21 protein-coding genes are annotated in these 21,956 nt (G+C 60.3%); 9 read left to right on the top strand and 12 right to left on the bottom strand.

The annotated features are described in order from the left end of the window. Positions 1-61: 61 nt before the first annotated feature. A complete protein-coding gene (locus tag AC2FNC_RS11580; protein WP_480517939.1) occupies positions 62-1,258 on the bottom strand; it encodes a Zn-dependent hydrolase in 1,197 nt (398 codons plus the stop codon). A 139-nt stretch (positions 1,259-1,397) separates the two neighbouring features. On the opposite strand from AC2FNC_RS11580, the gene AC2FNC_RS11575 reads away from it, so the two are divergent. The 4 genes from AC2FNC_RS11575 to AC2FNC_RS11560 are packed head-to-tail and all read left to right on the top strand — an operon-like array spanning position 1,398 to position 4,900. Then, the gene (locus AC2FNC_RS11575) at positions 1,398-2,048 is read left to right on the top strand and encodes a histidine phosphatase family protein (RefSeq protein ID WP_496715400.1); all 651 of its coding nucleotides are present in this window, start codon (positions 1,398-1,400) and stop codon (positions 2,046-2,048) included. 21 nt (positions 2,049-2,069) lie between these two features. Continuing rightward, positions 2,070-2,684 carry a glutathione S-transferase family protein gene (locus AC2FNC_RS11570; protein WP_480624885.1) on the top strand — a complete coding sequence of 205 codons (615 nt, stop codon included), beginning with the start codon at positions 2,070-2,072 and terminating at the stop codon, positions 2,682-2,684. Positions 2,685-2,698: 14 nt separating this feature from the next. Next, entirely contained in the window at positions 2,699-3,754 is a 1,056-nt protein-coding gene (locus AC2FNC_RS11565; RefSeq protein ID WP_496715399.1) for a saccharopine dehydrogenase, read from the top strand. A 3-nt stretch (positions 3,755-3,757) separates the two neighbouring features. Then, positions 3,758-4,900: a saccharopine dehydrogenase family protein gene (locus AC2FNC_RS11560; protein ID WP_480554422.1), complete on the top strand. Its 1,143-nt coding sequence runs from the start codon at positions 3,758-3,760 to the stop codon at positions 4,898-4,900. Between the two features lie 94 nt (positions 4,901-4,994). Here the strand turns inward: AC2FNC_RS11560 and AC2FNC_RS11555 are convergent, their stop codons facing one another. The 3 genes from AC2FNC_RS11555 to AC2FNC_RS11545 all read right to left on the bottom strand — a co-directional run bounded on the left by AC2FNC_RS11555 (position 4,995) and on the right by AC2FNC_RS11545 (position 6,026). After that, on the bottom strand, positions 4,995-5,198 hold the full coding sequence (locus tag AC2FNC_RS11555; RefSeq protein ID WP_480474216.1) for a DUF1127 domain-containing protein: 204 nt from the start codon (positions 5,196-5,198) through the stop codon (positions 4,995-4,997). A gap of 37 nt (positions 5,199-5,235) precedes the next feature. Beyond that, positions 5,236-5,463 (bottom strand): DUF1127 domain-containing protein, encoded by a 228-nt coding sequence (locus AC2FNC_RS11550; protein ID WP_480474217.1) that lies wholly within the window; start codon positions 5,461-5,463, stop codon positions 5,236-5,238. A gap of 245 nt (positions 5,464-5,708) precedes the next feature. Continuing rightward, positions 5,709-6,026, bottom strand: a complete 318-nt coding sequence (locus AC2FNC_RS11545) for a DUF3775 domain-containing protein (protein ID WP_209505065.1) — start codon at positions 6,024-6,026, stop codon at positions 5,709-5,711. Between the two features lie 151 nt (positions 6,027-6,177). On the opposite strand from AC2FNC_RS11545, the gene AC2FNC_RS11540 reads away from it, so the two are divergent. Both AC2FNC_RS11540 and AC2FNC_RS11535 read left to right on the top strand, forming a co-directional pair. Beyond that, on the top strand, positions 6,178-6,834 hold the full coding sequence (locus tag AC2FNC_RS11540) for a sigma-70 family RNA polymerase sigma factor (protein ID WP_480517947.1): 657 nt from the start codon (positions 6,178-6,180) through the stop codon (positions 6,832-6,834). A gap of 10 nt (positions 6,835-6,844) precedes the next feature. Next, the gene (locus AC2FNC_RS11535; protein WP_480554421.1) at positions 6,845-7,495 is read left to right on the top strand and encodes a ChrR family anti-sigma-E factor; all 651 of its coding nucleotides are present in this window, start codon (positions 6,845-6,847) and stop codon (positions 7,493-7,495) included. A 63-nt stretch (positions 7,496-7,558) separates the two neighbouring features. On the opposite strand, the gene AC2FNC_RS11530 is transcribed toward AC2FNC_RS11535, so the two are convergent. The 6 genes from AC2FNC_RS11530 to AC2FNC_RS11505 all read right to left on the bottom strand — a co-directional run bounded on the left by AC2FNC_RS11530 (position 7,559) and on the right by AC2FNC_RS11505 (position 14,860). Further along, a complete protein-coding gene (locus AC2FNC_RS11530) occupies positions 7,559-8,788 on the bottom strand; it encodes a DNA recombination protein RmuC (protein ID WP_480517951.1) in 1,230 nt (409 codons plus the stop codon). A 52-nt stretch (positions 8,789-8,840) separates the two neighbouring features. After that, the gene (gene mutL, locus AC2FNC_RS11525) at positions 8,841-10,703 is read right to left on the bottom strand and encodes a DNA mismatch repair endonuclease MutL (protein ID WP_480493930.1); all 1,863 of its coding nucleotides are present in this window, start codon (positions 10,701-10,703) and stop codon (positions 8,841-8,843) included. Between the two features lie 261 nt (positions 10,704-10,964). Further along, complete coding sequence (locus tag AC2FNC_RS11520) at positions 10,965-11,894, bottom strand: metal ABC transporter permease (protein WP_480474222.1); 930 nt, start codon at positions 11,892-11,894, stop codon at positions 10,965-10,967. Further along, entirely contained in the window at positions 11,891-13,096 is a 1,206-nt protein-coding gene (locus AC2FNC_RS11515) for a metal ABC transporter permease (RefSeq protein WP_496715396.1), read from the bottom strand. Before AC2FNC_RS11515 ends, AC2FNC_RS11520 begins: the two co-directional genes overlap by 4 nt. 3 nt (positions 13,097-13,099) lie before the next feature. Beyond that, on the bottom strand, positions 13,100-13,903 hold the full coding sequence (locus AC2FNC_RS11510) for a metal ABC transporter ATP-binding protein (RefSeq protein WP_480474224.1): 804 nt from the start codon (positions 13,901-13,903) through the stop codon (positions 13,100-13,102). Between the two features lie 3 nt (positions 13,904-13,906). Next, entirely contained in the window at positions 13,907-14,860 is a 954-nt protein-coding gene (locus AC2FNC_RS11505) for a metal ABC transporter solute-binding protein, Zn/Mn family (RefSeq protein ID WP_496715395.1), read from the bottom strand. A gap of 198 nt (positions 14,861-15,058) precedes the next feature. On the opposite strand from AC2FNC_RS11505, the gene deoC reads away from it, so the two are divergent. Genes deoC through AC2FNC_RS11490 form a run of 3 tightly spaced genes read left to right on the top strand, consistent with a single transcriptional unit; the run spans position 15,059 to position 19,272 of the window. After that, positions 15,059-16,057, top strand: coding sequence for a deoxyribose-phosphate aldolase (gene deoC, locus AC2FNC_RS11500; RefSeq protein ID WP_480474226.1), 999 nt, complete (start codon positions 15,059-15,061; stop codon positions 16,055-16,057). Positions 16,058-16,104: 47 nt separating this feature from the next. Beyond that, on the top strand, positions 16,105-18,438 hold the full coding sequence (locus tag AC2FNC_RS11495) for an aldehyde dehydrogenase family protein (protein WP_496715394.1): 2,334 nt from the start codon (positions 16,105-16,107) through the stop codon (positions 18,436-18,438). Between the two features lie 24 nt (positions 18,439-18,462). Next, positions 18,463-19,272 carry an SDR family oxidoreductase gene (locus tag AC2FNC_RS11490; RefSeq protein WP_480554417.1) on the top strand — a complete coding sequence of 270 codons (810 nt, stop codon included), beginning with the start codon at positions 18,463-18,465 and terminating at the stop codon, positions 19,270-19,272. A 22-nt stretch (positions 19,273-19,294) separates the two neighbouring features. Here AC2FNC_RS11490 and AC2FNC_RS11485 read toward each other — a convergent pair whose 3' ends face one another. Further along, positions 19,295-20,605 carry a M16 family metallopeptidase gene (locus AC2FNC_RS11485; protein ID WP_480624881.1) on the bottom strand — a complete coding sequence of 437 codons (1,311 nt, stop codon included), beginning with the start codon at positions 20,603-20,605 and terminating at the stop codon, positions 19,295-19,297. Next, positions 20,602-21,942: a M16 family metallopeptidase gene (locus AC2FNC_RS11480; protein WP_496715393.1), complete on the bottom strand. Its 1,341-nt coding sequence runs from the start codon at positions 21,940-21,942 to the stop codon at positions 20,602-20,604. The genes AC2FNC_RS11485 and AC2FNC_RS11480 overlap by 4 nt, the downstream gene beginning before the upstream one ends. Positions 21,943-21,956: the final 14 nt, after the last annotated feature.

Raw genomic sequence — 21,956 nt, 5'->3', positions numbered from 1 at the left:
CGACGATAACACCAGACAAACCAACCGCAATGGCCTGTAAAAACAGTATTTTGCCCGCACCTTATCGCACCCGCCCTTCAAGTGACTGCACTGCGAGATCCAGCACACTCAGCCCGGCCACAAGATCGCTTTCGGCGGTATCTTCGGCAAAATCGTGGCTTATACCGTTGATTGACGGCACGAACAGCATCGCAACAGGCATCAGGCGCGACACGTTTGTGGCATCGTGCAGCGCGCCCGACGGCATCCTGCGCCACCTGCCGGGGGCCACCTGTTCGGCACCGTGTTCCAGCGCCGCGCGCAGGGTCTGATCCATCGTGACAGGTTCCAACCCAAGCAAAGGGCCGTAGGTCAATACCATGTCCTGTTCGCTGGCTACTTCCTGCGCTGTGGTACGGATGATTTCCTCCATCCGCGACAGCCGATCCGGATCGCCATCGCGCCACTGCATCGAGAACCGCGCCCGACCCGGCACGATGGACGACGCATTGGGGTGAAGGTCGACCCGCCCGATGGTCCAGACGGTTTGCGGTGTCACCACGTTGCGAAACCGTTCGGTGAGGCGCGTGTTGAACAGTGACAACGCCTGAAACGCATCGCGGCGCAAATGCATTGGCGTGGTGCCCGCGTGATTCTGCTGCCCTTCGAAAGTGACCGACATGTCCCGGATGCCGACGATATCGGTAACGACGCCGATCTGCTCGTTCGCAGCGTCCAGAGAGGGGCCCTGTTCGATATGCATCTCGACAAAGCCACTGAACCGCGCGGGATCGACAAAACCCTGCGACAGGTTCGCCATGGAAGATCGGGCCTCGCCAAAGCTGACGCCGGCACCGTCGGTCAACACATCGGCCTTGTCCAGCGGCAGACCGCCGGACCAGACCGCCGAGCCCGTGGTCACACCGAACCGGCCTTCTTCGTCCTGAAAACTGACGACCGAGATCGGCTGGTCGCTGGACCGCGCGATCTCCAGCGCGGCAATCACGCCGAGCGCGCCGTCCAGCCAGCCGCCTTCGGGCTGGCTGTCGGAATGCGACCCCATGAGCAGAGAACGGCCAGGCGCCAGCCCGAACAGATTGCCGACCGGGTCGAAATGCGGTGTCAGACCTGCGTCGGCCATACGGTCCGCCAGCCATTGGCGCGCCGCAATATCCGCTTTTGAATAGGCCGGGCGGATGACTCCTTTGCCCACACCCGAGGCACCGAATTCACGCAGCTTGTGCAGATCATCCAGAAAACGCGTGTGATCGACGGCCATGAATCCCTCCGGGCGCAGTTGGTCAGGGCGACCATAGCCAGAAACCGGACAGCTGCGAATGTTTTTCCGGCGAGATCAAGAAACCCCTCTGGTCCCGGCAAGGAACCTGCCCTAAGACTTCGGCGCAAGAGGGAGCGACATGTCACATATCACATTGGTGCGCCACGGGCAGGCAAACACGACAGCGCGCGACGAAGCAAGCTATGACAAGCTGAGCGATCTGGGCCATCAACAGGCCCGCTGGCTGGGCGCGCATCTGCGTGACACCCGCAGCCACTATACACGCGTCTATTGTGGCACCCTGACCCGCCACACCGAGACGGTCACCAGCATGGGATTGACCGATCCTGTCTACGACGCACGGCTGAACGAGATCGAGTATTTCACCCTTGCACAGTTATTCGAAGAACAGCATGGCGTCGAAATCCCGACCGATCGAGAGGGATTTGTCGAACACTTGCCCAAAACCTTCGCGGCCTGGGCCAGCGGAAAGATCGAGAACGCTCCGGAAACCTTCGAGGCGTTTGAAGCCCGCGTCCGCGATGCGCTGCACGAGATCGGGACCGAGGGCGGACCGGCCATCGTCGTGACCTCGGGCGGGTTGATCTCGATGGTGGTGCGGCAGGCGATGGGGTTGGACATCCCGTCGATGGCGCGGGTGGCCCTTGCCATCATGAACACGTCGATGCATCGTCTGCACCCGATTGGCGCGCAGCTGAGCCCGGTCCTGTTCAATGCGGTGCCGCATCTGGAAGCACCTGACCGGCAGTTTGCGCAGACCCACCTGTAGGAAGCAGATTGGAGATCCCCGATGCAGCTTTATTACGCACCCCGAACCATCTCGGTCGCTGTTGCGATTGCTCTGGAAGAGGCCGGACTGGACTATGAAGCAATCAAGCTGGACTTTGCCGATGGGGAACAGACAAAACCGGCCTACAAGCAGATCAATCCCAAGGGGCGCGTTCCGGCGCTGGTGGTCGATGGCGGCATCCTGACCGAGACCGGCGCGTTGCTGGAATATATTGCGGTCAAGGCACCCGAGGCCGGGTTGGTACCAGCTGATCCGGTCATGGCCGCCCGCATGCGTGAGGTAATGTTCTATCTGGCCTCGACCATGCATGTGAACCACGCCCACAAGCTGCGCGGGCATCGCTGGGCCGACAAGAAGTCCAGCTGGAAAGACATGACGGACAAGGTCGCGCAAACGATGACTGCATCTTGCGACTATATCTCGTCAAACGGGTTGCGCGGGCCGTTTGTTCTGGGGGACGCGTTCTCTCTGGCCGATGCTTATCTTTATGTGGTTTGCAGCTGGCTGGAAGGCGACGGCGTCGATGTCTCGGCCTTCCCCAGGATCATCGCCTTCCGCGAGGCGATGGAGGCACGGCCTTCGGTTCAGGCGGTGCGCGCTGCCGGGATGCTCTGACAAAAGGAAATAAGATGACACATCTCTGGGTCAGGGCGGAACAGCGCCCGAACGAGGAACGGGTGGGGCTGACACCCGAAGGAGCCGCAGCACTGATCGCCGCAGGTATCCGCGTGACGGTTGAGGAAAGCCATGTCCGCGCCATTCCGATTGATGGCTACAAGGACGCTGGCTGTGCAATCGCGGCTGAGAATTCGTGGCCCGAGGCCCCGCTGGACGCGATCATCTTTGGCCTCAAGGAACTGCCCGAAGATGGCGCCCCCCTGCCCCATCGCCACATCATGTTCGGCCATGCCTATAAGGGCCAGCATTCGGGTCGTGCGCTGCTGGAGCGGTTCAAGGCCGGGGGCGGCACGCTTTATGATCTGGAATATCTGGTGAGCGAAGATGGCCGCCGCGTTGCCGCCTTTGGTTACTGGGCCGGGTATGCCGGTGCTGCGGTAACGCTCAAGACGTGGGCGGCACAGCAACGGGGCGAGGCATGCCCGCCGGTTGGGGTGTATGCAGGCAAAGACGTTCTGAACTCTGAATTGCTGGCCGAGTTGGACGCCACCGGAGCCCCACGCCCCCGCGCCATCGTGATCGGTGCACTGGGTCGCGTGGGTACGGGGGCCGCAGACCTGTGCGACGCGATGGGCGTCGACGTCACCAAATGGGACATGGCGGAAACCGCCAGCGGCGGACCGTTTCCGGAAATTCTGGACCACGACCTGTTCCTGAACTGCATCTTCGCGCGCCCCGGAACCCCGGTCTTTGTTCCGCGTGAAGCGTTGACTGCCCCGCGCAACCTGACTGCTATCGGCGATGTCGCCTGCGACCCGGACAGTGATTACAACCCGGTGCCGGTCTATGACCGTGCAACCACATGGGACGCGCCAGCTTTGCGCGTGGCAACCGATCCGGTGATGGACGTGATGGCCATCGATAACCTGCCGTCGATGCTGCCGGTCGAAAGTTCGGAAGATTATGCGGCACAGCTTTTGCCGTCGCTTCTGACCCTGACCGATCTGGACAGCGGCGTCTGGGGTCGGGCAAAAGCAACTTACAAAACACATATCGAAGGGATCTGAGCGATGACGATTCACTGGTGTGGCACCGGCCTGTCGGCCATCCCCGGCCTGCGCCGTCTGATCGAGGGCGGTCACAAGGTCACTGTCTGGAACCGGACGGTCGAAAAAGCCAGGGCCGAGGTTGGGGACCTGACCAACGATATTCGCGCCTTCGACATCGACGCTCTGGGTGGTGTGCTTGAGAAGGGCGACGTGATCGTGTCCATGCTGCCGGGCGACTGGCACGTACCACTGGCAGAACTGGCGATTGCGAAACAGGCCAATTTCGTGTCGTCATCGTATATCGCGCCCGAAATGCGCGCACTGGACGACAAGGCGCGCGAGGCCGGTGTGGCGCTGGTCAACGAAGTTGGTCTGGATCCGGGCATCGACCACCTGATGGCCCATGCACTGGTCGATGACTATCGCGCCTCGGATGCGTTCGATCCGCAAAACCACCTGAGCTTTATTTCGTATTGCGGTGGCATTCCCAAGATCCCGAACCCGTTCCGCTACAAGTTCAGCTGGTCGCCCTTGGGTGTGCTCAAGGCGCTGCGGTCGCCGTCGAAGTCGATCCGCGACTATGCCCCGCTGGACGTTGCCCGTCCGTGGGATGCGATCAGCAGCTATATCGCGCCGCTGCCAACGCCGGAAAGTTTCGAGGTCTATCCCAACCGCGACTCGATCCCGTTCAAGGCGCAGTACCAGTTCGAGGATCACTGGCCAGTCAGAGAATTCGTCCGCGGCACCCTGCGCCTAAACGGTTGGGCGGATGCGTGGTCGGATGTGTTCCGTGAAATCGAAACCCTGTCGGGTCCGGAAGGGGATGCGCGTCTGAAAGAGATGTCTGACCAGTTCTGGAGCGAAAACGCCTATGACGAAGGTGAGCCCGACCGCGTTGTGCTGTGTGTTGGACTGAAAGCCGAGAAAGACGGCGTTCCTGTATGGCACAAGACCTATGTCATGGACGCCTGGGGCGATGAGCGCGGCACAGCAATGGCGCGTCTGGTATCGATCCCGGTTTCACTTGCCGTCGAGGCCGTTTTAAACCGCGCCATCCCGGCAGGCGTTCACGCAGCCCCGAGCGACCCAAAACTGGTACAGGGCTGGATGGCCGAGATCGACAGGTTGGCCCAGCACTTGCAGATCGTGGATCATACGGCCTGATCGCACGAAAAAAGCCATTCCAGAGTTTCTGGAATGGCTTTCATTGTTCTTCTTCAGGCATGGTAAACTCGTCTGGATTTCTCTGAAGGTATCTTCAGATATAGCGCTCGATGGTGTCTTCGACATCGCTGCGGTTGATGCCAAGCTCTGCCAGCTGATGGTCGGTCAGGCCGTTCAGATGCTGAGCGGCCCGAACGATATCCGGGCTGATGGCTCGAATGCGCATGGCGCGATCAAACAGCAACAAGGCGCTGGCGGCCGGGGTCGGTTGATTGGTCGAGGGGATAAAGTCAAACATACTGATTACCTCACGCAAGGGTTGCGAAACTTTCGGGTCACTGCTGGTAGGGTGCGTTGTGATACACGCTGTGATAAGCGCGCCGACGGATCTGGTCGCGGGGAATGCCGATATCGTTCAGCTGCTTGTCGCTGAGCTTTTCCAGCTTCCGAACGGTTTTTGAGAAAATCTGGCGTCGGAAATGTTCAACTTTTGCGTCGGCATATTTGGCAAAGAGGCCGTCCAAGAGGCCCTTATGAGTGTCAATCGTCTGTGCATGGGTCATTGCTGGTTCCTCCAATATTTGAGTTGCTTGGTTGTGATAGCTTCAAATAAGGGAGGCCACCGTTAAGGCCGCCAGTCGGAATCATTAAAGTTTGTTGAGATGACGCGTGCAGCTATTCGCGACCGGTCTGCCCTACCTGTTCCTCACTTACAGGAGTGCCCGCGCAGCGGAAGGCGCGTTGGCCTTGGTATCCGACGCTGGCGACCAACGCACAAGTCTGTATTTGGGTGATGCCGCCGAAGGGCCTACATCAGATCGTTTTCTACGTCTTCCGCAGATATTCCCAGTGCGTCCAGACCATTCTCAAGGTGGTCAGACATGTGCGGTGTTCCGATCAGGTAGTCTGCACAGGGGGTCGAAGCCTCGGACTTGGCGGTGGCGATGGCCTCGGCCAGATCTTCCGCGAAAAAGCTCTCGCGCCCGATCCACATGATGGCAACCAGTTCGGCCTGCTCGTCTTCGCTCATGCGGTCGATGAACGCCCGCAATTCGCCCTCGGCCCGGTTCAGTTCGCGGCCCATCATGGCGACCTGGGCGACTTTTCTTGCCGAGATTTCCAACATCTCTTCCACTCCTCGTGTTCGCGGTTGTTACGCCATCACAACCACCGACAGCGGCCTGCGTCTTTGATCTTGAACAAACAGGCGGATCAGCGCCGCGAACAAAATGTCCCGATAAAGTGATCCGGCTTGGGGCGTGCGCCGTAATGTGGTTATGTTTACCCAGACCAATACAGCGACCTTGGACGGACCAGCGGTTGAAACACCCGCCCCTCAACCTTGGCGCATCAACAAACACATCAAGGGTAGGCGGGTGAACGACATCAACGGCAAGCGCGAGACCAGGGCCGAATGGGTGGACCACGTCAGACGCATCCGGGATGCGCAGGATCAGGCGGCATTTGCCGATCTGTTCCAGCACTTCGCGCCGCGTATCAAGGCCTTTCTGATGAAGTCAGGGGCTGATGCCGCCATGGCAGAAGAGTGCGCGCAAGAGGTGATGGCGACCTTGTGGCACAAGGCCCACCTGTTCGATCCGACGCGTGCCACTGTGGCCACGTGGGTGTTCACCATCGCACGGAACAAGCGCATTGACGTGCTGCGCAAGCAACGCCGTCCTGAACCCGAGGATCTGGGTTGGGGTCCCGAGGCAGAGCCCGATCAGGATGACGTCATCGCGCTGCAACAGGAAACCGCGCAACTGCGCACCGCCTTGCAGGCGTTACCGGATGCGCAGCGGGACCTGATCGAGAAGGCGTATTTCGGCGACCTGAGTCACCGGGAAATAGCGTCACAAACCGGATTGCCACTGGGAACAATCAAGTCACGGATACGGCTGGCGCTGGATCGCTTGCGCCACGCGATGAATTGAGATGAGTAAGATGAACAAGTTGATCAAACATCACCTGATAGATGACCTGCTGATGGCCTATGCCGCAGGCAACCTGCCCGAAGCCTTCGATCTGATGGTCGCCACGCATCTGTCCCTATGCGACCACTGCCGTGCGCGCGCAGAAAGCTATGACGCCGTTGGCGGGCAAGTTCTTGACAAGCAGAGTGAGGCAGTCAGCATGAGCGAAACCTCTCTGGCGGCCACGATGGCTTTGATCGCCAAGGGTGCTCCGGCGCCCAAGCCCGTTCGCCCGGGATGTGCAGTTCTGCCGGCCCCGTTGCAGGATTACGTGGGTGGAACAGTCAAGGACATCCGCTGGAGGCCGATTGGCATGGGCGTCAAACAGGCGATCCTGCCGACCACTAAAGACGCCACCGCCCGATTGCTGTTCATCCCAGCCGGTGCCGCCGTACCGGATCATGGCCATAACGGCATGGAGCTGACAATGGTTCTGCAAGGGGCTTTCTCGGACGAGGTTGACCGCTTTGCCCGCGGCGATGTCGAGATCGCTGACGAGGATCTTGAACATACGCCTGTGGCGGATATCTCGGAAGACTGCATTTGTCTGGCGGTTACGGATGCGCCGCTGAAATTCAACAAGCTGATGCCGCGCCTGTTCCAGCCCTTTCTGCGTATCTGAACGCTTGCAGGCGCTGGCCCATCAGAACCGGCCCGGTGCCGGTTCAGTTTTTCAACAGGATCCTCAGCCTTCGTGACGCGCCAGAGGTACAACCTCTGTTTCAGTATCGGGCGCGATTTCTTCGAAGTCGAAATTATCCAACCGCTGCGCCCGGCGGCCGGCCTTTTCGGCACTGATCTTGATTTCCGAGATATCCTTGGCCGCCTGACCGAAGTGACGGTCGAGGTTTGAAACGCGGTCACCCAGACGGTCCACATCCTTGTGCAGCAATCCCAGTTCTTTGCGGATCGCACCGGCCTGTTCACGCATGCGCGCATCTTTAAGGATCGCCCGCATCGTGTTCAGCGTGGCCATGCAGGTGGTGGGAGAGACGATCCAGACCCGTGCGGAGAACCCTTCGCGCACCACATCGGGCAGGCGGGCGTGCAGCTCGGCATAGATCGCTTCGGACGGGACGAACATCAGGGCACCGTCAGCGGTTTCCCCTTCGAGGATGTATTTCTCGGAAATGGCCTTGATATGCACTTTCACGGCAGCGCCAAAAGCCCGCAGGCATCTTTCAACATCTGCCTTGGTCTGCGCGGCGGCAAGTGCTTCGAAATCCTCAAGCGGGAATTTCGCGTCAATCACGATCGGGCCAGGCGGGTTAGGCAGATGCACCAGGCAATCCGCGCGCCTGCCGTTCGACAAGGTGGCTTGCAGCGAATAGCTGTCCGCGGGCAGTGCCTTGGACACGATATCGTTCAGCTGAATCTCACCAAACATCCCGCGTCGCTGCTTGTTCGACAGGATATCCTGAAGGCTGAGAACATCGCCCGAAAGTTTCGTGATATTGTCCTGCGCCTTGTCGATGGCGGCCAGACGTTCCTGCAGCTGCGTCAGTGATGTCGCCGTCTGTTTTGACGAACCGTGCAGGGTTTCCTTCATCCGTTCCTGCATCTCGGCCAGCGCGCGGGCCGATTTCATCGCGTTATCCGCTAGCCGGTCATTCATCTGCTGCTGGACCGAGGACAAGCGTGCCTCGACCGTCTGGATCACCTGTACCTGCGCGTTGGCTTGCGTGTCCGAAACATGCTGCAAGCCGCCGCGCAACTGTTCCTGCCCCTGCCCCAGCTGCTGCACATGCTGACCCAGAAGCGCCATCTGCCGCGCCAGCGGTTCCGCCATCCGGGCCGAGCGATTAGCGGCGCGCAACGACAGGAACAGCAGTAGCAGGATCAGCGCAACTGTTCCGCCCACGATAAGAACAACCGGGTCATCCAGTGCATATTCTGTTCCTGCAATCTTGATCATGTCGCCTCGAATGTTCTTGTTTTATTCTTACTAACCTGCAGTGGCCAATGGATCAACTGCGCCCGAACAGGCGTTCGATGTCGCTTAGCTTCAGTTCCACATATGTTGGTCGCCCGTGATTGCACTGGCCGGAATGCGGCGTCGCCTCCATCTCGCGCAGCAGCGCGTTCATTTCCTCGGCCCGCATACGGCGGCCGGACCGAACCGAGCCGTGGCAGGCAACCCGGCTGAGAATCGCCTCGATCCTTGCCTGCACCATCTGGCTTTCGCCCTGTTCGGCCAGTTCGTCGAGGATATCCAGGATCATCGCGCGCGCATCGACCTCGCCCAGAATGGCCGGGGTTTCGCGCACGGCAATGGCGCCTCCGCCAAAGGGTTCGATGGTCAGCCCCAAACGGGACAGGTCATCACAGACAGCCATCAGACGGGCGCAGTCACCTTCGGACAACTCAACAATCTCAGGGATCAAAAGCGCCTGCGCCGCAACGCCCGTCTTGGCCATCTGTGTTTTCAGCTTTTCATAGACCAGCCGTTCATGCGCGGCGTGCTGATCAACGATCACCATTCCATCGGCAGTCTGGGCGATGATGTAGTTTTCATGCACCTGTCCGCGCGCGGCGCCCAGTGGAAGATTCTGGGCATCAGGCTCCTGACCCTGCGAAGCGGGTGCAACCGGGATCGGATCGACAATGCTGCCGCTGTAATCATGCGCCAGTTCCGCAAAACCCGGAGCCTGTGCCCGGTACGCAGCCTGGCGCGCTGCAGGCGACGGGCGATCCATCTGATAGACCCGCGCTGGTGCAGACTGCGCGGGTTCCGGTCGCATTGCACCCAAGGTCGCATTGGCCACGGTCGAGGACGCGCGATGCCCGGCCTCTGCCAATGCGTGGCGCAGGCTGGATACGATAAGCCCGCGCGCAACGCCGGGATCGCGGAACCGGACCTCGGACTTGGCAGGGTGAACGTTCACGTCAACCAATGTCGGGTCGCAGTCGATGAACAATGCCGCAGCCGGGTGACGGTCCCGGCTTAGGAAATCGAAATAAGCCGCCCGTAAAGCGCCGGTCAGCATCTTGTCGCGCACGGGACGCCCGTTGACAAAAAGGTACTGCGCCACCGCAGCGCCACGGGAATAGGTCGGCAGGGCCGCATAGCCAAAAAGCCTGAGGCCGTCGCGCGAGGCATCGACCCGCAGCGCATTCTCAGCAAACTCGCGCCCGATCACACGGGCAAGACGGGCGTGCAAGGCGTCAAACAGGTCGCCATTCTCGCGATCCGCGCGGAAGATCACGCGGCCTACGCCACCGCCCGAGACATCGCGCAGGGTAAATGTGACGGATGGCTCAGCCATCGCCAGCCGCTTCACCATGTCCGTGATCGCCTGCGCCTCGGCCCGATCGGTGCGCATGAATTTCAGCCGGGCGGGGGTGGCGAAGAACAGATCGCGCAGCTCGACCACCGTGCCCGCGCGCAGGGCGGCAGGCTTGACCGAACCCATCTTGCCACCCGCGACATGGATCTGCGCCGCATCCAGACCCGGCGCACGGCTGGTTATGGTCAGGCGTCCGACAGCCCCCAACGAAGGCAAGGCTTCGCCTCGAAACCCGAAGGTGTGGATATTCAGCAGATCCGATCCGTCGATCTTTGATGTGGCATGGCGCGACAGGGCAAGCGGCAAATCTTCAGCCGGGATACCGCACCCATCGTCGGTCACGCGGATCAGCGTCTTTCCCCCGTCGGCGATTTCGACGGCTACACGCGTGGCCCCGGCATCCAGTGCATTCTCGACCAGTTCCTTGACGGCCGAGGCCGGGCGTTCCACCACTTCACCCGCCGCAATACGGTTGATCGCAGCATCGTCAAGCTGTCTGATCACGGGGCGATTTTCGCTGATATTGGGGTTTGTCTGCGCCATACCCCTAGACCTAGCACAACCGCGCACGATTCTACCACCGGTTTGAGCATGTCTTCTGTTCGGAAAGGGGCACCCGGATAGCTGTGAATGAATCCCATTCCGTACCATCCGGGCGTACCAAAGTGAGTGGTGTGTTCAGCTAGTCAATGGGCAGCCCTCTAGCATGAGACTTCCCAAAAATCTGCTTAAGATTAACCTTAACGGCATCTGGGCAGAGTTTGGCCGATGACGCTCGGGCATCTGCGGCAGGAAAATGCCGTCTCAGGCTGATGTCTGAACACCAACACGTGTGCGGCATGGGCCAAACATGGCCGCCAGCGCCAGGATCAGCCCGGACATCGTTGCGATCATCCCTGCCGCACTGACCGCATCCGCTGCGCCCAGCCACAGGGGCCCGTATCCTGCCAGCACATACCCTGTCACGGCAGAGGTTATAGCGATCACGACGCTCCAGCCAATCTGCGCCTCAAGCCGGTTGGTCAGCATCCGCGCGGCTGCCGGAGGGCAGATAAACATCGCGATCACGATGATCGAGCCTACCGCGTCAAAAGCGGCAACCGCCGCGATAGCCGCAGTGATGACGAGCGCCATGCCCAGAAGTCCCGTGCGAATACCAATCGTGCGGGCGAAACCTTCGTCAAAGGTGGATATTTTCAGCGGTCGCCAGAACAGCCATGTAAACAGCATCACACCCACCAGTGTCAGCGCAATACGGGGCAGTTCCGGGGGCAATCCGGCAAGGGCCTGAGCGTCCAGCAGCGAGGACCACCCGGTCGCGTCCAGCCAGATCAGGCTTTCGAGATTGCCGTAAAGCGCATGTTCCACATCCAGATGCACGGTTGACGTATCCGTCTGCTCAAGCAGCAGGACGCCTGCCGCGAACATGGTGGTAAAAACCACGCCCATGGCGGCCCCGGGTTCGATCTGCCCCAGTCGGCGAATCGCCTCGATCAGGACCACGGCCAGAACCGCGGCCCCGGCCGCGCCCAACATCATCGGCCAGGTGGATATGGCCCCTGTCAGCAGGAACGCGACAACGATACCCGGCAGCACTACATGGCTGATCGCATCGCCGATCAGCGCCTGTTTTCGCAACACAAGAAAGTTGCCGGGCAAGGCACAGGCGATGGCCGCAAATGTTCCGATCAGCAGCGGCGTCAGAGACAGCGGGACGAATTCTTCACCACTCATGCCGGTATCCCTTGCGGTCCGCCAATCTGGCGGTCGATCTCATCAATCTGGTCCCGTGTCAGAACGGTTTCGATATCGCGCAACCCGTCATAGAGCGCAGCTGTCGCCTCGTGCGCCTGATCGGCACGCACGATTTCCCATCGCTTTTCATCCCGCAGGGCTTTGGCCGCGCGGGCCTTGCCGGTGTCCGTCGCCACGCCATCCGCCCGGACCAGCCCGGCACGCCGCAGCAAACGCAAGGTCAGGGGCTCATAGATCTTCTGCCCTTGCGCCATCGCCAGAAGCCCCTGACGAATATGCACTCGGCGCTGAAACCGCAGATGCCGCAGCACTGCCGCCAGAACGCCGCGCATCGGGGCGAAGAAGAGGGAGGCGATGAAAAAGGCAAAGCTGACCAGCACGATAATCGGGCCGGTTGGAAGATTGGGCGCAGATGCGGATATGGCAGCGCCGATATATCCGGCCAGACCACCGGCCAGCCCGGCCAACTGAACAACGCGTTCCGAGCGGTCAGACCAGAACCGGGCGGTCACTGCCGGAATGATCAGCAAAGCCACGATCAGGATCAGGCCGACGATTTTCAGGCCGACCACGGTCACGGCCATGACCAGCCCCATCATGGCCAGATCGATACGATGCACCGGCAACCCGCGCGCCGCTGCATATTCGGGATCGAATGCGACAAGGGTCATCGGACGGCGGATGATCAGCACCAGAGCCAAGGTCAAGGCTCCACCAAGTGCGATGATCACCGCATCGGCCCACAGCATTCCGGCGGTCGAACCCAACAGGAAACCTTCCAGCCCGGCCTGACGGCCAACCCCCATGGTTTGGATGACCGTCAGCAGTACGATTCCAAAGCCGAAGAACACAGACAGGATCGCACCGATCGCGGCGTCCTCAGCCAGGCGGGTACGCCGTGTCAGCCAGTTCATGCACAACAGACCAACCCAGGCTGAAATAGCGGACCCCACCAGCAGGCCCGGCAGGTTACGCCCGTCCCCGCCCAGTGCGACCAGCACCATGAAAGCGATACAGACGCCCGGCAGGGTTGCATGGCTGATTGCGTCGCTGACAAGGGCGCGCTTGCGCAGAAACAGGAATGTCCCCGTTACGCCCGCCGACACGCCCAGCAATGTCGCACCGATGGCAACCAGCGTGGCGTTATAGCCAAGCTGAAGGGTCAGAGCATCCCAAAGCATGAGTTATCCCAGCGCGCGTGAAATCTGATCGATCTGGGCCGTTGCCAACCTGCCACCATAGGCCGATTGCAGCGTTTCCGCAGTGAAAGCCTCGGCCACTGAACCCTCGGCCACCTTGCGGGTGTTGATCAGGAAAACGTGGTCGAAATAGTCGGTCACGGTGGCCAGATCGTGATGCACGACAACGACTGTCTTACTGGCCTCTTTCAGTGATTTCAGCACCGCGATGATGGCTTTTTCGGTGGCGGCGTCGACACCGGCAAACGGCTCGTCCAGTAGATACAGATCAGCATCCTGAGCCAGAGCACGCGCCAGAAACACACGCTGTTGCTGGCCACCGGACAGCTGGCCAATCTGGCGATCCGCGAAATCGCGCATTCCGACACGGTTCAGGCAATCCATCGCACGGGCCTTGTGGCGCGCGCGCAAGCGGCCCAACAGGCCCAGTTCACGCGACAGACCCATCAGAACCACGTCGATCACCCGTGTCGGGAAATCCCAGTCCACACTGGCACGCTGGGGAACATAGGCAACACGTGCGCGTTGCGAATTCAGCGGCTGACCAAATACTGTCACCTGCCCCGACAATGGCGTAACGATGCCCAGCGCCGCCTTGAGCAGCGTTGATTTTCCAGCGCCGTTTGGCCCGATAATGGCGGTCATCGCGCCGGGCGTAACCGTCATATCAACCGAAAAGACCGCAGGTTTCTGTCCGTAGGAAACCGTCAGCCCCCGCACAGCCAGAGGGCTGTTATCCAGGTTTTGTTCCTGGACCGTCACACCTTCGTTGCTGATCAGCCCCAGCATCTCTCAGAACCCCGCTGACAGTTTGCCGTTCATGCCGCGATCGGGAACTTCTCCGCCCAATGCGCCTGCGATAACGGTGATATTGTGGTCCAGCATCCCGATATAAGTGCCTTCATAGGTGCCATCCTCGCCCATGGCATCCGAGAACAACTCGCCCCCGACCTTCACCTCGTGCCCTTTGGCTGCGGCCCCTTCGATCAGCGCGCGGATCGACCGGTCAGAAACCGAGCTTTCGACGAAGACCGCCGTGATCCTGCGATCAACCAACAGGTCAACCAGCTCTCCGATCCGGTTCAGGCCCGCCTCGGATTGGGTCGAGATGCCCTGAATGCCCAGAACCTCGAACCCGAAACTTTCACCGAAATAACCAAAGGCGTCGTGGGCGGTGACCAGAACCTTGTTGTGATCCGGTACGGTGGACAGGGTTTTCTCGGCATAGGCCGTCAGACGGTCTATGTCGGCCAGATGGGCTTGTGCATTCGCAGCAAAAACCTCGGCTGCTTCGGGGCGTGCCTCGGTCAGGGCGCGCTGCACCTCTACAACAACCTCGCGCCACAGCACGGGCGTCATCCATAGATGCGGATCATACTTGTCGGCATAATTGTCGTGCGCGCGCAGCCTGGACTTGTCTACGCCTTCTGCAACCGCAATAACGGTCCGTTTCCGCTCAAGATCATGAAAGAAGTCTTCCATTTGCGCTTCGAGATACAGGCCGTGCCACAGAACCAGGTCTGCTCGTGTCATCGCCACAATATCGCTGCGCGTCTGGCGATAGGCATGGGGATCAACGCCGGGGCCCATAAGCCCTCTGACCTCAACCAGATCACCACCGACCTGAAGCGCCGCATCTGCAATCATGCCCGTTGTGGCCACCACTTTCAGCGGTGCCCCGGCAAACGCCATGGCTGGCACCGAAAGGGCCAGAGCCAATAGTGCAAGGTAATGCCGACGAATCATTTCCAACCTCGATTTGGATGCGCGTTGGATCAAATATGAGAACCATTCGCAACTAAGTCAACGCTAATGAGAATTATTCGCAAGAAAACCTCTGTTATTTGTCCAAATGGTCAAAAATATTCGATCATTGCGCCGGAACGCCTTCCATTCCCGAGCCACCCGTGCGATTTTGTCGCAAACCTCCCAAAGGACGTAACCATGGATACGCAGAGCTCAGAAAGCCCCGTGCGCACCGCGCATCTGCCGCAAGTAACCGAACCCCGGAACCCCGGAATGGAACTGGATCTGGACTGGGTGCGCGCCGTTCAGGCCAATACTTCCGCGATTGAACGCCGTGCGGCCACATTGCCGGGCCGCCGTTCGGTCAAGAAGGAATATCAGGCTGCGTGGCTGCTGAAAGCCATCACGATGATCGACCTGACCACGCTGTCGGGCGATGATACGGTGGGCCGTGTGCGCCGCTTGTGTGCGAAGGCCCGTCAGCCGGTTGCGCCTTCGGTTCTTCAGGCTCTGGACATGCCGCCGATCACGACAGGGGCGGTTTGCGTCTATCACGATATGATCGAAACCGCTGTGGACGCCTTGAAAGGCACTGGCATTCCGGTCGCTGCTGTGTCCACCGGCTTTCCCGCCGGCCTGTCCCCGTTCCATCTGCGCGTGGCCGAGATCGAGGAAAGCGTGAAAGCCGGGGCCGAGGAAATCGACATCGTGATCTCGCGCCGTCATGTGCTGTCAGGTGACTGGCAGGCCCTGTATGATGAGATGAAGGCGTTCCGCGTGGCTTGTGGCGATGCCCATGTCAAAGCCATTCTTGCGACCGGAGAATTGGGCAGCTTGCGCAATGTCGCGCGCGCCTCGCTGGTCTGCATGATGGCCGGGGCGGATTTCATCAAGACCTCGACAGGCAAGGAAAGCGTCAACGCCACCCTGCCCGTGTCGCTGGTAATGATCCGCGCGATCCGCGATTACTATGACCGCACCGGATACCGGGTCGGGTATAAACCTGCGGGTGGTATTTCGAAAGCCAAGGACGCGCTGGTTTATCTGTCGCTGATCAAGGACGAACTGGGCGACCGCTGGCTGGAACCGGATCTGTTCCGCTTTGGCGCCTCGTCGTTGCTGGGCGATATCGAGCGGCAGTTGGAACACTATGTGACCGGAGCCTATTCGGCTGGTTACAGGCATTCGATGGGCTGAGCCCGTGGATATGTCTGGACAGTGAGTATTTGGGAAAAGATGAAGTCATGACAGTCAATGAGATTTTTGAGACCATGGAATACGGCCCCGCCCCCGAAAGCGCCGCCGAGGCGCTGGCCTGGCTGGTCGATCAAGGCGACAAGTTCGGACACTATATCGATGGTGCGTTCACCAAGCCTGGCAAAGGGTTTGACAGCCGCAACCCTGCGACCGGGGAGGTTCTGGCGAAACTGACGCAGGCCAAGCAGGCCGACGTGGACGCCGCTGTAGCCGCCGCGCGCAAGGCTCAGCCGAATTGGGAGAAACTGGGCGGCGCGGGCCGTGCGCGGTATCTCTATGCAATTGCGCGCCTGCTGCAAAAGCATTCGCGTTTGTTTGCGGTACTGGAAAGCCTCGACAACGGCAAACCGATCCGGGAATCGCGTGACATCGATATTCCGCTCGCGCAGCGGCATTTCTATTATCACGCCGGCATGGCGCAGCTGATGGAAAGCGAGCTGCCCGACGCCGAAGCGCTGGGTGTGTGCGGTCAGATCATTCCGTGGAACTTCCCCTTGCTGATGTTGGCGTGGAAGATCGCGCCTGCGCTGGCGATGGGGAATACGGTGGTTCTGAAACCGGCTGAATATACCTCGCTGACGGCGCTGTTGTTTGCCGATATCTGCACACAGGCCGGTCTGCCGAAAGGTGTCGTCAACATCGTCACCGGAGACGGTGCCGTGGGTGAGATGATCGTGGCCTCGGACGTGGACAAGATTGCCTTTACCGGCTCGACCGTTGTGGGCCGTCGCATCCGTGAGGCCACCGCCGGGTCAGGCAAGGAACTGACATTGGAACTGGGTGGCAAATCCGCTTACATCGTCTTTGATGACGCCGATATCGACTCTGCCATCGAAGGGCTGGTGGATGCGATCTGGTTCAATCAGGGTCAGGTCTGTTGTGCGGGCTCGCGCCTGCTGGTGCAGGAAGGCATCGCCGACCGTTTCCACGACAAGCTGCGCGCCCGGATGGACACGCTGCGCGTCGGCAATCCGCTGGATAAATGCATCGACGTGGGCGCGGTTGTAGACCCGGTTCAGTTGCAGACCATCAAAGGAATGGTCGAAAGCAACACTGCGGGCCGTGTGCACCAAGCCGCCTGCGATCTTCCCGCAAACGGCTGCTACTACCCGCCAACACTGATCTCGGGGCTCGAGACCTCGGACCCGTTGATGCAGGAAGAGATCTTTGGTCCGGTTCTGGTGTCTTCGACCTTCCGCACACCGGAAGAGGCGGTCGAGCTGGCCAACAACACCCGGTATGGTCTGGCGGCGACCGTCTGGACCGAGAATGTGAACCTTGCGCTGGATATTGCGCCCAAGCTGGTTGCGGGCGTGGTTTGGGTGAACGCCACCAATCTGTTTGACGCTGCTGCCGGGTTCGGTGGGGTCCGCGAAAGCGGCTTTGGCCGCGAAGGCGGCTGGGAAGGGCTGGCCGCCTATACCAAACCCAAGGGCAAGGCGAAGCAGCTGGCAAAGGTCGAGGCAGCCATGGGCGAAGGGGGCCCGGTCGACCCCATCGACCGCACCGCCAAGATGTATGTCGGCGGCAAGCAGGCGCGGCCCGATGGTGGTTATTCGAAACCGATTTGGGGCAAGTCCGGCCTGCTGGGCCATGTGGGTCTTGCCAACCGCAAGGACGTCCGCAACGCGGTCGAGGCTGCGGCAGGTGCCAAAGGGTGGTCCAGGACCACCGGCCATCTGCGGGCCCAGATCCTGTATTACATCGGAGAAAACCTTTCGGCCCGCGCCGATGAATTCGCGGCGCGGATCGACGCCATGACCGGCAGGAAAGACGGCGCGAAAGAAGTTGAGGTCTCGATCCAGCGCCTGTTTACTGCCGCGGCATGGGCCGACAAATATGACGGTCAGGTGCATGGCGTTCCGATCCGGGGCGTGGCCATCGCCATGAAGGAACCCGTTGGCGTGATCGGCGCGCTTTGCGCGGATGAGGCACCGCTGCTGGGTCTGGTCTCGGCTATGGCGCCTGCGATTGCGATGGGCAACCGGACGGTTCTGGTGGCCAGCGAGCCCTACCCGCTTGCAGCGACGGATTTCTACCAGATCCTTGAGACTTCGGACGTGCCCGCTGGTGTGGTCAACATCCTGACCGGTAGTCATGCCGAGCTGGCGAAACCGCTGGCCTCGCATCTGAATGTCGACGCTGTCTGGTCGTTCTCGTCCACTGAACTGTCGAAAGAGATCGAGGTCGTTTCAGCCGGGAACCTGAAACGGACCTGGGTCAATAACGCGACGGCATTTGATTGGAGCATGGACCATTCCCGCCGCTTCCTTCAGGCTGCAACCGAAGTGAAAAACATCTGGGTGCCCTACGGCGAGTAGGGCTCCCTGCCAAGGGAGGCCTAAATGGATTTCTCAGGAAAAACCGTCATCGTGATTGGCGGAACCAGCGGTATCAATCGCGGCATTGCCGAGGCTTTTGCGGCCTCGGGCGCCAAACTGGCCGTGGCCAGCCGGTCGCAGGAAAAGGTCGATGACACCATCGCTGCGCTGAAGGCCGCGGGCGCACAGGATTCGATTGGGGCTGCGTTTGATGTGCGCGATGCCGACGCTGTGGCGGCGGGACTGAAGCAGTTCCATGACGCCTTCGGGGATTTCGATGTGCTGATCTCGGGCGCGGCGGGCAATTTCCCGGCGCTGGCATCCGAAATGTCAGTCAACGCGTTCAAGACCGTGATCGATATCGACTTGATGGGCACGATCCACGTGATGAAGGGGGCCTATCCGTTCCTCAAACGCCCCGGTGCCAGCATCATCAATATCTCGGCCCCGCAATCCTATCTGCCGTATGAGGGCCAGTCCCATGTCTGCGCCGCCAAGGCGGGAGTCGACCAGATCACCCGCACCTTGTCAATGGAATGGGGTGTCGAGGGGATAAGGGTGAATTCGGTTGTGCCGGGGTTCATCGAAGGCACCGAAGGTGCGAGACGCCTTGCGCCCACCCAAAACGCCCACGAAGAACTTCGCCGGGACGTGCCGTTGGGCCGCTGGGGTCAGCCGCAGGACGTGGCCAATGCCTGCCTGTTCCTCAGCTCGGATCTGGCCAGTTATATCAGCGGCACGGTTCTGGCCGTGGACGGGGCACTCTATCAGCGCGGATCGGGCAAGTTCGGGCAGATGATGGGCGATATGCTGCGGAGTATGAAAAAGAGGTGAGCCGCAACTCACCCCTTGCAGTTCAGTTGGTAGTTTCCAGACCAACCGGCTTTCCAACAACAGTGAAATGCAGGCCGTCCGGGTCCAACAGTTCGGATGCAACGCGGTTCACGTCTTCCAGTGTGACCGCGTTCACCTTGTCATTGCGGGTGGCGATATAGTCGATGGGCAATCCCTCCATCTGCATCCCCACCATGATCCCGGCAATCTGTCCGTTGCCGTCAAAGCGCAGCGGATAAGCGCCGGTCAGATAGGTTTTGGCATCGTCCAGTTCCTTCTGCGTCACCCCTTCGGTGGCGGCGCGCGCCCATTCGTTTCGAATAACCTCTATCGCCTCGGCAATGCGGTCATTGGCCGATGACACCGACCCCAGGTAAACCGAGGCCAGATCCTTGGGCACAAGATAGGTTCCAACCCCATAAGTCAGGCCACGCTTTTCGCGCACCTCCTGCATCAGACGGCTTTCGAACCCGCCACCGCCAAGGATGTGGTTCAGGATATAGGCGGCAAAAAAATCGGGATCGTCCCGATCTATTCCGGCATGGCCAAACAGCGCCACGGATTGCGGGGTGTCAAACTCGACAACACTGATCCCGCCGGGGATGGTCACGTTGGCCTTGCCCGGGATGGGCTTGCCCGTTTCCGGCAGGTCGGCGAGCAACGTGTCAAGCAATGCGCCCAGTTCTTCGGCCGTGATATCGCCGACGGCCCCCACATAAAGGCGATCCTTGGCAAAAACGCTTTCATACGCCGTTACCACATCATCCCGTGTCAGCGCCGAGACACTTTCGATCGTGCCCTTGCCTTCGGAACCGTAAGGGTGATCGCCATAGGCCATCCGGGCAAAGTTGCGGCCTGCAATCTCGTTCGGGTCGGTCTGATCTGATCGCAGCCCGGACAGGATTTGCGCGCGCACACGGTCAACCGCGTCCTGATCAAAGCGCGGTTCGTGAATCGTCTCACGCAGCAGGTCGGAAACCTCATCCCGGTTTTCGGTCAGAAAACGTGCGGAAATCGAAACCGTGTCGTCACCGGCGTTATAGCGGAACGATGCGGCCAGCGCCTCAAGCTCGCGCGCATAGGTCCGCGCGTCCATTTCGCCGGACCCTTCCTCGATCAACCCACTCATCAGATAGACCGCGCCGCGCTTGTCCGGGTCGTCCAGCGACGTACCGCCACGGAAGCGCAGCTCAAGCGCGGTGAAAGGGATGGAGTGATCCTCGACCAGCCATGCGGTGATCCCGCCGGGCGAGGTTACTTCCTCGATCTCGATCTCGGCCAAAGCGGGCAGTGCAACCAGACAGGTAATCAGCGTTGCGAGAAACCGTTTCATTGCGTCACCTCATCATCGCGCATCAGCCAGCCGGTGACCGACGCCTCGGGTTGCAGAACGTCGCGGGCGGCGGCGATGATTTCGTCTCCGGTCACGGTCTGAAGGATATCAGGCCATGCCTGCACGTCCTGTATTGTCAGGCCGCTGGTCAGGGCGCGCCCATAGCGGTTGCCGATCCCGTCCACATTGTCCCGTGCATAGGTCTGCGCGGCCCGCAACTGCATCTTGATACGGTTCAGATCGTCCTCATCGACACCTTCGGCAATGAAATCGGCCACGGCCTGGTCCATGGCATCTTCGGCCTCTTGCAGGGAAACCCCTTCGGCGGGAACGATCAGCAGATCGAATGTCGTGTCATCCAGTGACACGTCACGATAGAACGCCCCGGTATAAACAGCCATTTTCTGATCGAATTGCAGCTTTTCGTTCAGGTAAGAGGTCGTGCTGCCCCCTAGAAGTTCCGCCAACAGAAACAGTGCTGCCGCCTTTTCCTGATCGCCCGGATCGCGTTCCGGCGCCAGGTAACTGCGCTGGACATAGGGTTGCGCCACGCGAGGGTCCTTGAATGTCAGACGACGTTCGGCGGTTTGCGGGGGTTCCTGCGACCGGACCCGTTCCGGCAAATCCGCATTGGCGGGAATCACACCGTAATACTGATCGGCCAGAGTGCGGACCTCGGCGGGATCAACGTCTCCGGTGACAACCAGAATGGCGTTATTGGGCGCGTAGTGGGTCTGGTAGAAAGACAGCGCGTCTTCCAGTTCCAGTTCTTCCATCTCGTGCTTCCAGCCGATGATCGGCACGCCATAACGGTGATTGAGGTATTGTGCTGCGCTCATCTGTTCGCCGAACAGGGCGCGCGGGTTATTCTCGGTGCGCTGGTTGCGTTCTTCAAGGATCACATCGCGCTCGGTCACGATATCTTCTTCGCTCAGGCGAATGTTCCGCATCCGGTCCGATTCCATGCGCATCATCAGCTCAAGCCGGTCGGCGGCGACGCGCTGGAAATAGGCAGTGTAATCATACGAGGTGAACGCGTTGTCGTTGCCGCCATTGGCCGCGACGGTGGCCGAGAATTCGCCCGGTGCCAAAGTATCTGTGCCCTTGAACAGCAGGTGTTCAAGAAAATGCGCGACACCCGACGACCCGATCGGCTCATCCGCCGATCCGGCGCGGTACCAGACCATGTGCTGCACAACAGGCGCGCGGTGGTCTTCGACCACGACGACATCCATGCCGTTGTTCAAAGTGAATGTGGTGACCGCTTCTTTCCCACCCTCGGCAAAAGCCGGTGTGGTGGCGATCAGGGCAGCCGACAAGGCAAGGGCCCGAACCATGGGGCATCCTCCGT

Source organism: Ruegeria sp. BHSA123 (assembly GCF_059613425.1).
Note: the sequence above shows the minus strand (reverse complement) of the source record. Positions and strands in the feature narration are given on the sequence as shown.